Annotated in this window: 8 protein-coding genes; 3 read left to right on the forward strand and 5 right to left on the reverse strand. The window is 65.1% G+C overall.

Going from position 1 to position 16,895, the window contains the following annotated elements:
* Positions 1-107 precede the first annotated feature (107 nt).
* From drmB to BS75_RS48115, 5 genes are all read right to left on the reverse strand, one after another.
* The gene (drmB, locus tag BS75_RS13575) at positions 108-1,976 is read right to left on the reverse strand and encodes a DUF1998 domain-containing protein (RefSeq protein ID WP_034088394.1); all 1,869 of its coding nucleotides are present in this window, start codon (positions 1,974-1,976) and stop codon (positions 108-110) included.
* A 2-nt stretch (positions 1,977-1,978) separates the two neighbouring features.
* Entirely contained in the window at positions 1,979-5,221 is a 3,243-nt protein-coding gene (locus tag BS75_RS13580) for a helicase-related protein (RefSeq protein ID WP_034088395.1), read from the reverse strand.
* Complete coding sequence (locus BS75_RS13585; RefSeq protein ID WP_034088396.1) at positions 5,218-7,170, reverse strand: UvrD-helicase domain-containing protein; 1,953 nt, start codon at positions 7,168-7,170, stop codon at positions 5,218-5,220. Before BS75_RS13585 ends, BS75_RS13580 begins: the two co-directional genes overlap by 4 nt.
* The gene (locus BS75_RS13590; protein ID WP_034088397.1) at positions 7,167-11,942 is read right to left on the reverse strand and encodes a DEAD/DEAH box helicase; all 4,776 of its coding nucleotides are present in this window, start codon (positions 11,940-11,942) and stop codon (positions 7,167-7,169) included. Before BS75_RS13590 ends, BS75_RS13585 begins: the two co-directional genes overlap by 4 nt.
* A 219-nt stretch (positions 11,943-12,161) precedes the next feature.
* Complete coding sequence (locus BS75_RS48115; RefSeq protein WP_152645665.1) at positions 12,162-12,347, reverse strand: hypothetical protein; 186 nt, start codon at positions 12,345-12,347, stop codon at positions 12,162-12,164.
* Positions 12,348-12,890: 543 nt separating this feature from the next.
* On the opposite strand from BS75_RS48115, the gene BS75_RS13595 reads away from it, so the two are divergent.
* From BS75_RS13595 to BS75_RS13605, 3 genes are read left to right on the forward strand one after another with little or no spacing between them, the layout of a single operon-like run.
* Positions 12,891-15,005 carry a helix-turn-helix transcriptional regulator gene (locus BS75_RS13595; protein ID WP_034088398.1) on the forward strand — a complete coding sequence of 705 codons (2,115 nt, stop codon included), beginning with the start codon at positions 12,891-12,893 and terminating at the stop codon, positions 15,003-15,005.
* Entirely contained in the window at positions 15,002-15,982 is a 981-nt protein-coding gene (locus BS75_RS13600) for a hypothetical protein (RefSeq protein ID WP_034088399.1), read from the forward strand. The genes BS75_RS13595 and BS75_RS13600 overlap by 4 nt, the downstream gene beginning before the upstream one ends.
* Entirely contained in the window at positions 15,979-16,884 is a 906-nt protein-coding gene (locus BS75_RS13605; RefSeq protein WP_034088400.1) for a DUF6339 family protein, read from the forward strand. Before BS75_RS13600 ends, BS75_RS13605 begins: the two co-directional genes overlap by 4 nt.
* Positions 16,885-16,895 lie beyond the last annotated feature (11 nt).

Consider the following 16,895-nt stretch of genomic DNA (forward strand, 5'->3'; position numbering starts at 1 on the left):
CCGATCCGATCGACAGCGTGACTCGCCGGCTCGGCAGTAAATACTCCACTCGGCCTGCCCAAAAGGTCAGGCCGAGTGGACCCCCGTACGACCCAACGGACCGCAGGTCACCAGGGGCCGAAGAACCCAGGCACCGAACCGTCCTGGGTGCCCACCAGGGCAGCTCGGTCAAGGATGGTGTTGTTGACCTCGCAGCTGGTTTCCGGGAGCAGAACGCAGGCGTGGCAGGCCGCGAGGTTGAGGCTGTCGGTACCGGCGGCCTCCGCCTCCATACACAGTGGGTCGTTGGAGCACCACCGCGCCCGATCGAGTGCGGAGCGGAGGGTCTGGCGCAGGCGGCCCGGTTCACCCTGGGCGACAATGCCACCGAGGCTGCCGGCCGAGTCGCTGGTCGCGGTGTAGATCAGAATGCCCGCCATATCGGGCCCGACATACAGCCGCTCGCGCAGAGATGCGGCTGGGTAGCCACCGTCCAGGCTCCATTCATTGATCAGAATGTGGGCCAACGTGTGCACCGCGAGGAAGCGGGGCGAGGCTGGGGACTCCGGGATCGGCTTGGCTGCGTCGACCGCGCGACTACGCAGCAGACCGTCGTGATTGGTCCGGATACGCTCCGCTCTGTCGAATGCAGCCTGGTAGCCGACCTGTTGCTCCCAGTCCTGTAGGCGCTGCGGGTCCAGAGTGACGAAGACTCCTTCACCGCTGACCTCGATCGCGGGAAGCCATCCCAAGGGTTCCCGGGACAACTTCGCGCGACGCCGTGGCTCGTCGGCCGCGCTCGGCTCCTCAACGCGGGTGAAGCTCTGCAGCGCCCTGACCTCGCGAAGGCGTTTCACCAGCATGACGCGCTCGACGCCCAGGTCCAGAAGAGCCTCGGCCCCGCCTCGGGGCGGTTCACAGACGAAGTCCTGGCGTTGAGCGCTGCCCTCTTCGGGGTGGTGAGTGTTGAGGCTGCGGAACTCCTCCTGGTAGATCTTCTCTCGGGGGGAGCCTGTGACAGGGGACTCGTCGGCCGGTCCGTCCTTGGCCGCATTCAACCGCTCCACCAACTCGATGACCGCTTCGGCGGTGTACTCAGGATGATGGGTGAAGAACTTCTCATAGCGGAGGATGACTTGGATGTCCGCCGGTGATTCATCCCTTATCCGGTCGTAGTAGGGAGCGACAGCCTTGTAGAGGCCCTCACTCCACGGCGGGATTGACAAGGCGGAGTGCACAACCGGATTCCACGCGCTGGAGGAACCTCGCTGCAGGGTACGCGGAACGGCGTCGCAGAACTCGTTGGGAGCGTCCCTCAGCCAAGGACTCCGCCCGGTGCAGCGGATACCCAGATCCTTGAGCGCACGGCTTCGGAAGGCTCCCTCCAGCGAGACCTTCTTGACTCCACAGGTACAGCCGATCAGCACCGAACGGAGCGAGGCTGTCGAACCCTCGGCGTGAAGGGTCAGATTCCCACCGCACGAGCCTCCCGAAGCGGCGTCGCCCCGCTGATAGTCGGCAGAGCGGTGCAGCCATTTCCAGTAGGGGAAGTCGTCGATGTGTCCGTACGGGCAAGCGACGACGAAGCGGGAGGGAACCAAATCCAGCTGACACTTGCCGCATTCTGCCTTGCCCATAGGCGAGTTGAAGCTGCGAAAACGCTGCAGATCGCCACAGTTCGGGCAGGAGTACCAGACCGGGAATCGTGCAGCTCTGACACCGTCCCTGGCTCTCTCGGGCTCAGGAGCCGGCGGAAGTCGGAAATGGTTCACACCGAGAGGTCGGGAGAGCCGAGGCTCCCAGATCGGGTGAGCCTCTGCAATGTCCCAGGAGTCCAAACCGGTCAAGATGAAGGACTCGTTGTCCACTGCGATCATCGCGCCGACGCCGTACGTCGTGATCAGCTGGGAGCGTCGGATCTCCCCCAGCTTTCGCGCGCGGCGAACAGCGGGTCCACTGGCGACGCGGCTTCGGGAGCGGGGCGGCATGGGGCTCATGATCAGTGCTCCAGAAAGAATGAGGATGAGGCATCGACGTCGCGCAGGCTCCACAGCGTGGCCCAGCCGGAGTTGGCGTCGGGCTCGGCCGTGAAATTTCTGAGCAATGCTGGAGACCGGCGGCCCGGCGGGCGCTCGTAGACAAGGTTCGGGTTGTCCGCTGCAGCCGACTTCCACCACCCGGTGAACTCGTCGAAGGCTCGTTCTGTCGCGTCATATTCGGCTTCGTCGACCGCTCGCACCCGGTCGAGCACGGCCCCCCTCACCAACCGGCCGTTGAGATCGGCCCAGAAGTCCTCAACGCGCGCAGCTGCCTCGTTGGGCCGTGCCTGGGGAATCAGGATCCGGGCGAGGGCAACAATCACAGCATGCAATCCGCGGTCACGGGCGCGGGAGGAAAAGGGGGTGACGCTCGTCGACTCCACCTCTCGGTAAAGCGCGGAGTGGAAGTGCTGGAAGCTCTCGTAGTGCGAACGATCACGTGAGCGCGTCGAGTTCAGCATGACCGCGACCAGGCCGGGGTGACGGCGACCGACACGGCTGGTCGCCTGGATGTATTCGGCAGTGGTCTGCGGCTGACCCATGACCGCCATCAGCCCAAGACGATCAACGTCAACGCCGACCGAGATCATGTTGGTGGCGAGCAAGACGTCGAGCACGTCCTTGCTCGGCAGCGCGAGTTCGACCTCCTTGAGCCGCTTTGGGATCTCGCTGGCGCCGGCGCGGCTGCTCAGTTCGGAAAGCAGCTCGACCGCTCGAGATTGTGCCTTGTCGCCTCCGTCGCGTACGGCAAGGTACGTCAGGCGGTCTTGGACGTCGTCAAGGACCTGCAGTTCCGCTGCCGACAGCAGGCGGAGACTGTTGAAGTAGCCGACGAGGGTCCAGTAGGCGTCCTTGACCCCAGGGACATCGTCTTCGATGAACGCTTGATGCAGTAGGGCCGCGTAGGTCCTAATGAGCAGGGTGGCCTGGCTGGTACTAGAGGTGAACAACCCGATATAGCGTCGGGCCGCCTTTCGGTCGCGTGAGGTCTCGACGGCGAACCAGGAGTCACGGGAATCCAGACCGCTGGGCGGGAACTGACTGACCGTCCGGGCGAACAGATGCTTGCCCTGTTCGTCGGCGCGACGGATGGTGGCGGTCGAGGCAATCACCTTGGGGCGGTCGGCCAGCATGTCCACCGCTGTCTCGTAGAGCCCCGTGAGCGTACCGAGGGGGCCGGAGATCAGGTGGAGTTCGTCCTGGACGACGAGTTCGGGCGGCCTGACGCCGTCCTCCTTGTCACGGTTGAAGAGCGCGGCAGTATCCTCGCGCCACGGCATGGAAGCGAACTTGTCCACGGTCGCGATGATCAGCGTCGGGCGAGCCCGGTAGACCGCCTCGTCGATCAGATGAACAGGGAGGCCGTGTCGGAAGTCGCAGTCCGCTGCCGGGCAACGGATCACCATTCGCTGTTCGGCCGCGATGACCTCGTAGTCGGAGGCGTCCAGTGCGGTGCCGCACCATGAGCATGCCTGCAACTGCACGGGGTTCTCGGTCTGCAACGGCCGCCCGGGGTTGGAGCGCAGTTCCTGGAGCTTCTCCGCAGCCGCTGCCAGAGTGTTGGGAGTCGCAGACCTCCCGACCCACATGCCGATCGAGATCTCCTCGGTCCCCAAGGTACGAGGATCGGCTGTCCGCCGACGTTCCATCGCACAGATGAGTGCCGCCGCACGTTCGAACTGCTGCAGCGTCAACAGCCGCAAGGTATAGCGCATCAGGACCGTGACGCCGCCGCCCTGGGCACCATCGCGCAGCCGGCGCAGAAATGTGGTGAACGCGATCAATCCGAGGTAGGCCTCGGTCTTGCCTCCACCGGTCGGGAACCACAACAGGTCGGCTACGCCGCGGTCCTCATGATTCGGGTCAATGATGCCCTGCAGGCACAGCAGGATGAACGAGACCTGGAACGGCCGCCACCTGCCCTCCTGGGGCTTGATCGGGCCCTGCTTGCCCCCCTTGATCCAGGATGTACGGGCGCGCTGGTCCGCCATCGCCAGATTGGCAAGTTGGAACGCGCGCATGACCTCAGGTTGGCCTTGATCCCCAAGTAGGTCCACACCCTTGTGCATACGTTCGAGGGCTTGGCGACAGAGCTCGATCTGCCTTTTGGCCGTGGCCCCGTGTTCGCCGGCACTGAGCAGTTCGGCCTCGGCGGCTTGTGCCGCGATCCACGCCTCGTATCCGCTGAGCAGCGTACGCAGAGCGGTGATCACGTCGGACGCCGGCGCAGTGCCCAATCCGTGCATGGTCAAGGCACTGTCGTCGATGGTCGGGTTCGAGTCGGTGAGCAACACCTCATGCGCGGGGACGAACTCGGTGCGCACAGCGGCCACGGCGGATCGGGCAGATGGGGCGCCGATCGCCGGAGGTGTCCAGTCCCACTGGGCCGCGCAGCCATGGCCGGTCGCGAAGCTGGGCGCATGGCGATGCAGCAGCCGACTCAGAGCCTGCTCGGGGTCGACCGCTCCCTGGACCGAGAGTCGCTCCACGAACGGAACGCTGCCCTCCTTAGCCCCAGTAACGATCAGCACCGGCTGGTAGAAACAGTGGGCGTCACGCAGGTCGTACTTGCCGACGAGCAGACTGTTGACCAAGGTGGCAGTCACCGTGACAGTGCCGCGGGGCCCGGTTGCCGGGCGGACGAGCACGCGCAGTTCCAGCCCCGGGTGCAGCTCCACGCCGGGATGGGCGGCCGGTGAGGTCACGTCGAGGGTGACTGGCTCGAGCTGCAGCGTGATGCGGCGCCAACGCTCCCGCTGCTCCTCGGTACTGCGAGCCTCGGTCCGGATGGCCGGAACGGGGTTGCCGTCATCGTCCTCCGGCACGTAAACGGCCGTCTCCACCGTCAAGGTGATCGCCGACGACGCTGACGGATCGACGGCGAAGGTCAGGCCCATGGACGAGGGGCGACGAGTATTGGCCAGCGCGACTCCGAGGTCCGGCTGCGACTCCTCGTGATCACCGCGCGCAGGGTACGCAGCCTCGTCCTGGCCGTCCTGATCACGTACGGCATCCGCTGCTTCAACCGCCGCTTCCTCGTCCCTGGCCTGAGGAAACAGAACGCCGACCGGGTAGACGGTGATCGGGGCGTCGTCCTTGAGGATCTCGCTCTCGCCACCGACCGGCCCAAGGAGGTCCAGGCGCAGAGCATCAATGATGGAATCGCGCAGTTCGTAGTGGGCTTTGTAGTCCGGAACGCTCACTGGGTTCCTGTTCCTGAAGATGTGTCTGCGGACGGATCGTCATTGGAGGTGTCAGTGGCCGGCCACCATTCGAATCGACCGAGCCCACTGAGCCGGGGAGCCAGCCAGCAGCCGTGCGAGCCCAGACCAGCGCGTTCAGTCGCGGCCGGGGTCCCGGCAACGGACTCGACGCACTCCACCCGCAACCCGGTGATGCGGCCGGGCCAGCTCTCGTCGGCCCAGTTGTCCCCACGGATAAGCATGCGCTGCAGGTCGCGCCGAAAGCCCTCGGAGACCTCGGCGATCGGTTGGCCGTCGTGGACAACAGCATAGGGCGGTGACTGCTCCGGCCCTTCCGGTAGGCGGTGCAGCAATCGGAGCTCGACCGGGTCACCTTCGACGACCGTTGTGGCCAGCTCCACCTGAATCCTGCGCGGATCCCCGGGAAAGCCACGAACTCCCGGTGGATGCTCGTGGCTCACGTCCGATCCGAGGGCCTCGATGCCGTTGCGGGCCCAGGAGCTGCGGCCACCGACATACCAACGATCGAGGCGGCGGTCCTTGCGCAGCAGCCAGGTGTTGAGCGCCTTGAGGTAGTAGATGTCGTCACGAGGGCGGGTCATCGCCACATAGAGCAGACGGGTCTCGGCGGCCGGGTCGTAGTCGTACTTCTTCTTGGCGACTCGCTTGGGCTCCACCAGGAGTGCGGGCTCGACGATGAGAACGCGGTCGAACTCGAGACCCTTGGCCCGATGAACGGTGGAGACGACGAGCGACGCGGGTGCGGGTGCCGTGAGTTCGTCAGGGAGCCGGCTCTCGGCTACGGCACGATGCAGGGCCTGGATGTTCACTGTTGCGCGTGGCCCTCGGGCAACCTTGCGCACCGAGCGCCACAGCAGCGCCGGATCCTGCTCGGGTCGCGGGTCGAGATCGGTCACCAGTTGGGTGAAGCGCTCTTCGGTGAGGCTGCTCGACTCCGTGGCAGCGAGCAGCCGGGCGATCCAGGCCGGAGCGGGACGATCCCGGACCGAACGCTGGAGCCGGTAGTGAATCCGAGCCTCGTCCAGAATCTCGCCGATTCGAAGGGCCTGACCATTGTCCCGGCAGAGGATCGCGGTTGTGCCGTCGAAGTACTTCAGCGATTCCTGCGGGAAGGAGTCGCTGAGATCCCCGAAGAACGGCGCATCCAGAAGGTGCCTGCGCAGTTCGCGGTGAATGCTCTCCGCCTCGGCGGCAGCCGCGTCCGCTTCCCCCGGCAGCTTCTGGAGTTGCTCGCCGAAGGCCAGTGCAACGCGCGCCTGAGGAGTCCGGGCACGGAAGTTGTCCGCGAGGTGGACCTCGACCAGGTCCTCGCCGAAGGAGCCGCGGATCCAGTCGAAGAAGTAGTTGTTCTCCTGCGCCCGCTCGTCCGGATCCGCCACCTGGAATCCGTACACAGCCTGGGCAGCGTCGCCCACAACAGTGAAGCCACTCTGCTCGGAGAACCGGTCGAGCAGTTCCTCGACCATCTCCCTACGGACCCCAACCAGGTCCTGAACCTCATCGATCAGAACGTGCGCGGGTGCGCCGTGCTCACCGGCCTCGACCGCGCCGAGGCCGATCGCCCTGGTGGCCTCGACGATGCGCTCGTCAAAGGTCGTCCCGGACCAGTCGCCGTCCGGATAGGCCTGGGCCAGCAGCGAGCCAGCCCAGGAGTCGAACGTCTGGGCCCTGACCCGCTGGGCAGCGGTGGCGTGCCGGTCGATGCGCTCGCGCAACTCGCGCACGGCGGCGCGGGAGAAGCTGAGCACCAGAATCTCGGCGGCCTCCAGTTCCTCACGTTCGACCAGAGCATCCAGGCGACGCACCAGGGTGTGGGTCTTGCCGGAGCCGGCCCCGGCGGTGACCAGAGTGCGGGCGCTCCAGGGCTGATCGACCACCGACTGCTGAGCTGGTGTCAGGACATGGTCGTCCAGATCGTCGGCAGTCACTTCTCGGCCCCCCAGAGGTAGTCGAACTTCGTGAATGCCAGCGCCTCCTGATAGTTCGTGATGTTGTCACGCACATTGAGGATCAGGCAGGATTCCTTACCGTTGTTCTTGGGGCCGCGCAGCCCACGCCCGATCATCTGCTGATAGATGTTGGGACTGTAGGTGGGACGGGCGACGACGACGGCTCGGGTAGCCGGAGCATCGAAGCCCTGAGTGAGGACGCCGTAGTTGGTCAACACCTGGATGCGTCCGTCGCGGAAGTCCGCGATGCGCTTGCGACGTTCCCCCGTGGGTGTGGCCGAGTCGATCGCGGAGGCCTTGATACCGCGATCCCCGAGCTTCGCGGCGAGGTACTTGGCGTGGGCGACGGAGGTGGCGAAAACCAGCACCGGCCAGTCGGCCGGCATGTTGCTGATCTCTGCCACGATACGCTGATTGCGATCGTGATCCTCGGCCAGTCGCTGCTCCGCGCCCTTGGGCAGGACACCGCCGAACTGCTCGGAGCGACTCAACTCGTCCGAGGTGAGCTCGATCTCCGCACCGGTGAGTTCCCGGTGCCGGACATGGGCGAGAACACCCTGCTCCTGCAACTGCTTGATTGCCGCGACCTGGTCGCCGCCGAAGATATCGAGGTCGAGACGGGAGCCGAAGCGCTCAACCAAACGACGGCTCAGATCCTCGTTGTTTCGGTAGGGCGTAGCCGTGAGGCCGATCAAGTGACGCGCGGTCCGATGCTGGGTGAGACCCATCAGCCCCAGGATCTCGGTGTAGCGGGGCGAAACGGCCACGTGTGCCTCGTCCACGATGACCAAAGCCGCCTCGCGCAGCCAGGCATAGCCGTCACCGCCGAGGCAACTCTGCAGCTTGGCATCGGTCGCGACAACCAGGTGCGGCTGGGCAGTGACCGGCGTGGCTGCATTGGTGCTCCACAGTCGACTGATGACCAGGGGCATTTCCGCGCCGACCTTTGACCAGACGAACCTCCAGCTCTGCACCGCCTGCTCGCACAGCTCTTCGGTCTGAGCAATCCACAGCAACGGGCCGGGCAGGACACCTTGCTGACGAATCCAACGAATCACGCCTTCGGAGGTCACTCGTGTCTTGCCGGCGCCGGTTGGGATGCTGAGCATTCCCCGTTGCGGCTCGGGATTGTCCAGCAGCGTTTGCAGCACGGCGGCGAGCCGTTCCTGGTAGTCGTGAAGCGCGGGAAACTCCGAAGGTCCGTCGACCGTGAGCCGAGGGGCGAGCGTGGGAACGCTGGCGCCGGCAAATGAATCCGGGAATCCAAGGTCAATGACGAACTTCAGCGCCTTTGAATCTCCCGTGAACGTATTCGGAGCGATCCCTGGGAAATCGACGGCAAGATCCTTGCGGTGGATCCGCAAAATTGACTCGCCGTGGGCATTGAAGGCCATTTCCGCGACGCGTCGCGCGCTGGGCTCCACGCCGCCGTGCTCACTCAACTCGCTGGCCAGCAGCCCCGGAGGCAGTTCGCCGCGCAACTGCTCCTCACCGATGAGAAGCGAGATCTTATCGACAATGCTTTCCGTCTCGGAAACCTGACGCAACCGCGCGCGAACTTCGCTGCTCTGCTCCTGCTGACGCTTGGCGGCCAGGATATTACTGCAGTCCTTCGGGCCGAGTGGCCAGCCGAACTCCTTGGCCGCAGCCTCCAGCACCGCCTGGTCGGACAGCGTATCCAGGACCAGAAGGGTGCCGCTTTGGCGAACCGAGGTGAGCGGAAGCAACCTGCTACCCCCAGGCGTGCGCACCGTTTCTTCGAGCTCGGAGCAGCGCTGTACCTTACGGTTCTCGGCGACCTTGCCGAGTCTGGCCTTCAGCGGAGGGAACTCCTCGACAAGCAGCGTCGCAGGTCCGGTGCTGACCTTCCGGATGTTCTTGCTGATCACGTCCGAGACCTTGAGCATGCCCCATTGCTCGATCATCTGGGCAGCCGTCTCTGCGTCCGACCTATCAGCGACCATGAGCGCCGGGATCTCCTCCCGGATCAGCTCGTTGTATTCGGCCTGGGTGGTGGCCAGCGCGATCTCGATGTCTGCACGAGTGGACCAAGTCGTTCCGATACGGCACCGAGTGAGCACGCCTTCGGGGAACTCGAAGCCGACGCGGAGCAACAGGGCGTAGGCACGCCCGACATAGGCGTCGTCTTCGCTCTCCAGCACACGATCGAGGAGCTTTCGCCAGCGCGCGGAAGGGACGTCGTCCGCCAAAACGGGAAGCCGAAGCCGACGAGCCTTCTCCTCGGAGATCTCGGTGGCCACGGGGAGGATGTTGGCGTACGCCTTCAACTGCGGACCGACGGCCTCGCCGATGGTGGTCAGCCCGAGAGAGGTCTGAACCCGGCCGTACTTGTTGAGCATCCAGCGCAGTGGCGAAGCCACCGAGGCCTTGGTGTTCACCTGCGCGCCGTAAACGCGGGTCCAGTTCTCAACCACTGCTGCATCCGGGACAGCGGCTACGAAGGCGGCCCGCCCCGTGTCCGAGAGCCTGAGCAGCAACCGGAGCGGCCCCGCCGGAGCGGCGCCGTCCACAGTGAGGCGACCGATGGAGGCTCTTGGTGCATCGGCGGCGAGGCTGCGCAGGTACGCATCATGAACAGCCTGGCGGTAGTCCTCGAACCATGCCTCCCCCTCCGGCCGATGGCCGGCGGTCGGCCGATCAACCAGTCCGAAGTCCCGAAACACGGCTGCGTCAGCCGAGTGAAAATCCATGTCGACGGCGATCGTCTCGTCGCGACTACCGTCCTTGGGCACGACCGCACCGGGAACCAGGCAGTCGCGCATTGGGCGAAATCTGCCGTCCATCGTGCGCACGTGCAGAGTGGACGGCACGTCGGGTACCTTGCTACGGATGCGTTCAACCTGCGCACTACCTCCGGCGCTACGCAGCAACTGCCAGAACTGAGTCCAGGACTGAGGGGTGTAACGGGCGAAGCCCTGGTCCAGGACACCCTGGAACCGGCCTTGGGCGTCCGCGATACGGATACCGATGGCGTGGAGATGACGCCCCATCTCCAGCCGCTCGGAGATCTTGGCGCTGACATAGACCATGTCGTCGCGGAGAGCATCGTCGCTGGTGCGATGGAAGATCTTCCCCGCAACCGGGGCGACCATGTCGTTCGACTCCGTGAGGACGATCTTGGCCTGACGCGCAGCAGTTGTCAGTGCTCCCCCCTCGTCATACTCCACCATCGCGGAGAGGATGCGGATGGCGTGGCAAGAGGCGTCGGGCGTCTTATCCGCGACCAGTGCCTCCAGCCAGGTCCTGACGGTCTCCGGCTGCATCTTCGCAGCTGCGAGAATGTGCTCCATCTTGCCGTGCCGGAGCGAGGTGGCATCGACAGAAGGGTGTACCCAGCCCTTGGGGCGACCGGCATAGTCGGCCCAGATCTTCAGCCACTCCGGTTCGAGCTTCTCCGGGTGAATGAACAACTCACGCGGGACACGGAGCACACCGTCCTGGTCGGGCAGCGACGGGAGTTGCGCAGCCGCCTCCCAGACGTGCTCGACCAAGTGCTTTTCCGCCCAGTTGTGGGTTTCCCTGCTGCGCCCGGGCAGAAGGGGAAGGTAGGCGCCCGGATCCTCGGGCGTGCTGAGCCGAGGCAGCGAGGTGACCACCAACCGGGCCGCCACTTGCAGTAGTTCGCGGTTCAATGAGTTGCCGTCGAGAAGATTCTGCCTGTCCTCGTTGGTCTTCCAGGCCGCGTTGAGATACCCCGTGAGAGACACCTCGTACTTTGTGGGAAAAAAGGACCAGAACTCGCCGCGCCCCGGTGAGACCGTGAGCAATCCATCCTTGTTCGCATAGAAGGGAACGGCCCATGAGACATCGATGACGCCACGGTCGTGCAGTTCACCGGCACTGCCTCGGGCTTCCGCCGAGGGTTCGTGCGCAAGCGAGAATACCTGCCACTGGGTGATCTCTTCCTTGGCCTTGGTACGCACCTCGCGGATAGTGCGGTGCACACCGGAACTCTTGACCGTGAGGTTGCGGCGGAAGATTGGAAGGCTGCGTCGGTCTTCGAGCACGACCTCGCCGACATGGGGCGAGAAGATCTGAAACCCGGACGGGAACGCCTCGACAGCACGCCCGTCCCTGGGCCGGTGTCCCGAGATGTCGTAACCGAGGCGCTCAGCCGCCCCGGGCAGCAGTGGAAGCTTCACCACTGTGGTCGCCCAGCGAAGGAGTTCTTGGAGCACCGGATCCTCGGATGCTTCCTCCTCCTGGTCCAGCGGGCGTGCCATGCGCAGCACCGGAGTGTCCATCTCCAGTGGTGGAACAAGTTCCAACACCTTTGCGATCTCCTCCGCAGACCAGGAACGATCGAAGCCGAAGCTGCCTGTACTGCTGAAGAACTGCGGTGCGTCACTCACGGAGAGTACGGACTTGACCCCGACCCCAAAGCGTCCGATCTGTCCGCCCCGCTTGCGGGACACGCTCATTCGAAGGATCGTCTCCGCACCCACCGGAGTGACGGGGGACCCCTGGTTCGCGCAGTAAAGAGTCGACTCGGTGAGCACCACCGCGAGCTTCCCGCCGGGCTCATTCGCGATCTCGTCCGCACCGTTCTGCACCAGCTCGAAGAGCTGACGGTCGCCGTAGCCGCCCTGCGTGATCCGACGTTCACCGTTCGCGTGCTCCTGGACCAAGCCGCTGTCGATGCGGTAGGTCTCCAGGACACGCGCGGACTGTTCTATCACCGTCGCGATGACGGACGAGCTGGTTCCCTGTGCAGACTGCTGCTCGCTCACGGAGGGCTGCTCTCTCTTTGAGGGGTGTTGAATTCAAGCACAGTGGGAAGGGCCGGTGCCGGCACATCGGCCGGCACCGCCTTCCCCAATCCCATCAACCTTCACGCGCCTGGGCGCCCGTTGAGACGCCTGCTTACCGCGACGTGAATCCAGAATCTTGCGCTCGCCCCACGACCGCGTTCATGCCAATTCCCGTCCGGGTCAAGGGGCGCACCCCACTCAGGAAACCGAAGGGGGACCGTCGCACAGCGGGCAGGCGACCGATGCCTCGCACTCAGATCCCGGATGGGCGTCGCACACCCAACCCGCGAGCTGGCTGCGGTGGAGCGGATCCTCCTCTTCGGACCAGAGCTTCAAGCGCTGCTCGAAGTCGAGGCCATGGCAAAGGTCGTCGCTGCTGTTCATGGGTGTCCCCCTTGGGCAAGGTTCGGCAGGCAGATGAGTTGGGATGGCACGGGAACAGGCATCACTGAGCCCGCTCCCGACCAACCGCGTTAAGCGGTGCGTACGATCGCCAAAATCCGGATGCATCTGCCTGAAAACGGGCACACGTATGCCTGTGCCTCACCGTCAGCATCCTTGCCCTGACGGACACTTGGGCCAATCAGAGAATCACAGCCTACTGAGTCCCCACCTGCCACGCAAGACTGATCCCAATGAGTCCATCAAGTAGCACGATGTTGACCGAGTTGCCCGGATTCGCACCGAACGAAGCCCTCCTGACGCCTCAGCCGACCGAGTGAACGACGACATCGCAGCGACGTCGTCATCGACTCGAGCCACCCGAATCCGAATCACGAAGGGCACTGCTGGCGCAGGTCGGCGATGGGTGTGTCAAACATCAATTGACACTGCATGTGAGTCAAAAAGCCCTGGTAGCGTGGCCTTCTAGTGGCAGACTTACGTCGTTCACGGCCCGTGGGCGCGACAAGGAGAGGAGCGATCCGCATGCAGGACGGTGAAGAGTTCGGCCCCTGGCTCGGGCGGCAGCTGCGTCGTCGGGAGATGACCCAGGCAGAGCTCGCCGGACAACTCGATATGACTCGCGCTGCGGTGTCCGCCTGGATCACCGGTCGAGCCCAACCGCGAGCCGACGTTGTCCGCAAGATAGCCGCGATCCTCGACACCGACATCACCACGGTCTACGAACGGACCTCGGACGCCGTCGCGGCGAGCCCCATCGACTGGTACCACCGCCCCGCCCACTTCGACGGTGGGCGCGAGCTCGGCAACGCCGCCGCCTTCGCCTTCGATGCGGACCTCGGCACTCTCGCCCGTGAAGTCACCCAGAACTCTCTGGACGAACGCCTCGATATCAAGCAGCCCGTCCGTGTCCGCTTCACATTGCACGAACTGACGGGCGAACATCTCAACTCATTCCTGAACGCTTTGAAGTGGGACCAACTATCCGAGCACTACGCCGCTGCCGCCGCTTCCGGGCAGAAGGTGGGCCGGGTGCTCGCCGAGGGCCTGCGTGAATTGAGCGAGTCCAACTCCCTGGTGCTCCTGCGCGTCGACGACTACAACGCGTCCGGGTTGACCGGACACGAGTACGACGACGGTCGCTTCGCCGCTGTCGTACGGCGGCAGTTGGACAGTCGGAAAAGCAACGGTCGTGCCGGTGGCTCCTACGGACTCGGTAAGGCAACGCTGTGGGCCACAAGTCGGCTGGGGCTGGTCCTGATCAACAGCACCCTCTCCGAACCGCACGAAGGACGGACCGAGCGGCGTGTCATCGGTCGGTTGGACCTGCCGTGGCGAGTAGTGGACGGCGCAGCCTTTGCCGGTCCTGCATGGCTCGGTGAGCCCGACTCGACGAAGGAGTACGAGGGCGTGGCCCGCTCCTGGTGGGCGGACCAGGAGACAACCGAGGCGTTGCAACTCGATCGCGAGGGAGCAGCACCCGGTACATCCTTCCTCATTGTCGGAGCACATGACGCGGCAGCCCAGGCCACAGGGGCCGACGGCCTCCAGAACATGCACGACAAGCTGTGGGACACCATCGCCGACAACTTCTGGGCGGCCATGACCGGCGGCAGAGCCGGCGTGCCTCTGCTGGAGGCGTCGGTTCGCACGCTCCGCAATGGCGACGTCCTGATCCCCGAGTCCCGGGTCACCCCGGAACAGCGGCATCCCGCCTTGACCCGGGCACTGCGGGCCTATCTCGACAACGAAACCGTCTCGGAGATCACCGGCATCGACCAGGTTGCACAGGTCTCCGTCCCACTGAACGTCCCGGCGCTGCGCGCTGCGAGCAGGGGCGCAAAGGGACAACTGCACCAGGCTGTGCTGCTGGTGACGCCGGCGGACGATACCGACAAGCAGCACAGTGGCGTCGTCTGCATGCGCGGCAGCCGAATGACCATCAGGACAAGACGCCCGCAGAATCTCGGCATGGGAGTCGAGCCCTTCCAGGCCGTGCTTCTGGTCGGCTACGCCACCGGTCGCGAGACCGAGGACGTCGCCGCTGCCGAAGCGTTCCTTCGCGCTTCCGAACCTCCCGAGCATGATCGCTGGGGCCGCACGGAGGAATTGGCAGCCGCCTACGCACGCGGAGCGCTGAGTCGACTCGATGATTTCCGTTTGGCGACCGATGACGCCCTGCGCCAAATCGTCGCTGTACGCGAGACTCAGCAGGACGGCGACAAGGGCCCCGAGCTTCTACGTAGCCTGCTGCGGCTGAACCCGCTTGGCGGTCGGACTGGAGGCGGACGTCGAAGCGAGGGATATCCGGTGGTTGACGACGTCGATGGTGAGATCAACGCCGCCGGAGCCTGGGTCCTTCGGGTCCGACTCAGCGTCCCGCAGCGCGACGACGCCTGGCAACTCGTTCCCCTGGCCAAGTTCGACGTACGCTCGGGCACCAAGCCCGTCCTGAACTGGGCGGAACTCACGGCAACGGAGAACTGCCGGATCGACGGCAATGTCGTTCGGGTCGACCCGGGCGTTCGGCACGCCGCGTTTTCCGGTGTCACCGCAGTCGAGAGCCACCCGGTGTCAGCAGCGATGGCCGGCGTGACAGTTGATCTCCAGAAGGCAGCGGCAGGGGCGGCGAGCGCATGAGCAGGACGATGTATCCATACCCGACATTGTTCGGGCCGATCGGCCTGGAAGTGACCCGAGTTCGGTTGGACGCTCGTCCCCTCGAGTACACGATGATCTCGCACACTCAACAGACCGTGGCCCTGCACGACGTCGGGCGCGAGGACTGGGAGGAGGGTTCCATCGATGTGCGGGCCACCCTGCCGGAGCGTGAGCTCGCCGACGGCCCCTGGTCCGAGTTGAGTTGTGTGGCGATACTCACCGAGGGGGCCACCAATGCGCGCATGGTGCGCCGCCTGGTCAAGGATCGGGCTTCCGACACTTGGCAGGGTTCCGTACCGCTGCTCCGCTCGCGGCACACCGCGCGTGCCGTGCTCACTGTCCAGGCAGTCGCCACCATCGGCGGGGTTCGCGGCCGCACCATCGGTCGCGGCGAGAAGGACTGGGTCATCGACCTCGAATCACGAACCCCCGTCCGTGACCGGGAGATCGACATCATTCCTGTCGACTTCCGTGACGGGCCGCACGAGTGGCTTCGCCCCTACAAGGATGCTCCCTGGCTCGTCGAGACCACCGGCGACATGCCTGCCGTCTACCTCAATGAGGCATTCGAAGGTCTGACCAAGCTGCTGCGTGGCGGCGGAAGTGCACTGGAGAAGGCCACCGCTGCGTTGGTCAACGCCCAGATTGTCACCGAGGCGTGGACGGTCATGTTCCACTCCGCAGTCAGCGACCTTCAGTTGGACGAGCGAGGCCGTCCGCAGGTCCCGGACGGCTGGCGCGAATCAGTTCTCCGAGTCATGCTTCCCGACATTCTGCCCGGCATGTCACCCGAGGACGCCGTCGCCGAGCTCCAGACGCGGCGCGAGGAGGGTTACGGCTGGAGCGAGATGCAGCCACGAATTCAGTACGCTGCCGCCCGCCGCTCCCAGCTGCCCAAGAACCTCGCTACCACCCTGCGCACCGTCTTCCGCTCCCAGGAGGGGGCGACCCGATGATTCCCTCCAACCTTCCGGACCGGTGCGCACTGCTCCCGGTCACCGTGGCAGGCAAGTTCCTGACCCGAGACGTTCTCACCGGCCAGGAGCACCCGGCCCAAGTGGCCCTGCTCCGCGCAAGCACTCCGATCTCGGACACTTCGGCACGCTGGGACGTCGCACCGGTGCGGGAACTGCTCGAAGAGGCCATGCACCGATTCAGCGACCGCCACACGCAGGCCGATGCCTGGCTGTCAGGACGCCTGCACGCCACTCTGCGGATGACACGTAGCGAGGCCGCGAACAAGGAGCTGTGGAGCTTCCTGGCCCTGGTCGTTGCCCCGGACTACGTGATGTGGCGCCATCGTTCCTCCGGCAAGCATCGCGAGGGCGCTCCCGGGGCTGTATCAGCCGCGCGCTTCATCGGTTCCAACGACACTCAGGCATTCGCTCGCCTGTGGTGGGCGGCCGAACTCTTCCGTGACGGCACCGATTACCGTCCGGCCGAGTTGGCCTGTGCAAACCAGGACCTGCTCAACACAGCCCTGCGCCTGGCCATCATCGACCACCGCCCCACCGCACTGGCCCTGGTCCGGGTTCTGCAGGACCTCGCCGATGGCGGGGCCACTCGCATGGGAGATCGCGCCAACGCGTTGTGCTCGGCCATCAACGCCGCTGGCGGCACGCTGATGTACGACGTACTCGCTCCCGATGACCTCCCCGACAACAAAGCTCTCCTGTCGTGGATCGATGATGCGGATGGCGCACCGCCGGTGCCCTGGGACCGGCTTCCCGACGGTCCCGATGACGGAGCCGTTCCTGAGCAAGCAGTCGGCACACTCACCCGTCTCTTCGAGCAGTTCCAGCAGCAGTCCTCGTTGCGTGATCGCACAGTGAAGAGGAGCCAAGAGGAGGACAGCTGAGTTTCCGGCGG

This window comes from Streptacidiphilus albus JL83, from assembly GCF_000744705.1.
Classification (GTDB): domain Bacteria; phylum Actinomycetota; class Actinomycetes; order Streptomycetales; family Streptomycetaceae; genus Streptacidiphilus; species Streptacidiphilus albus.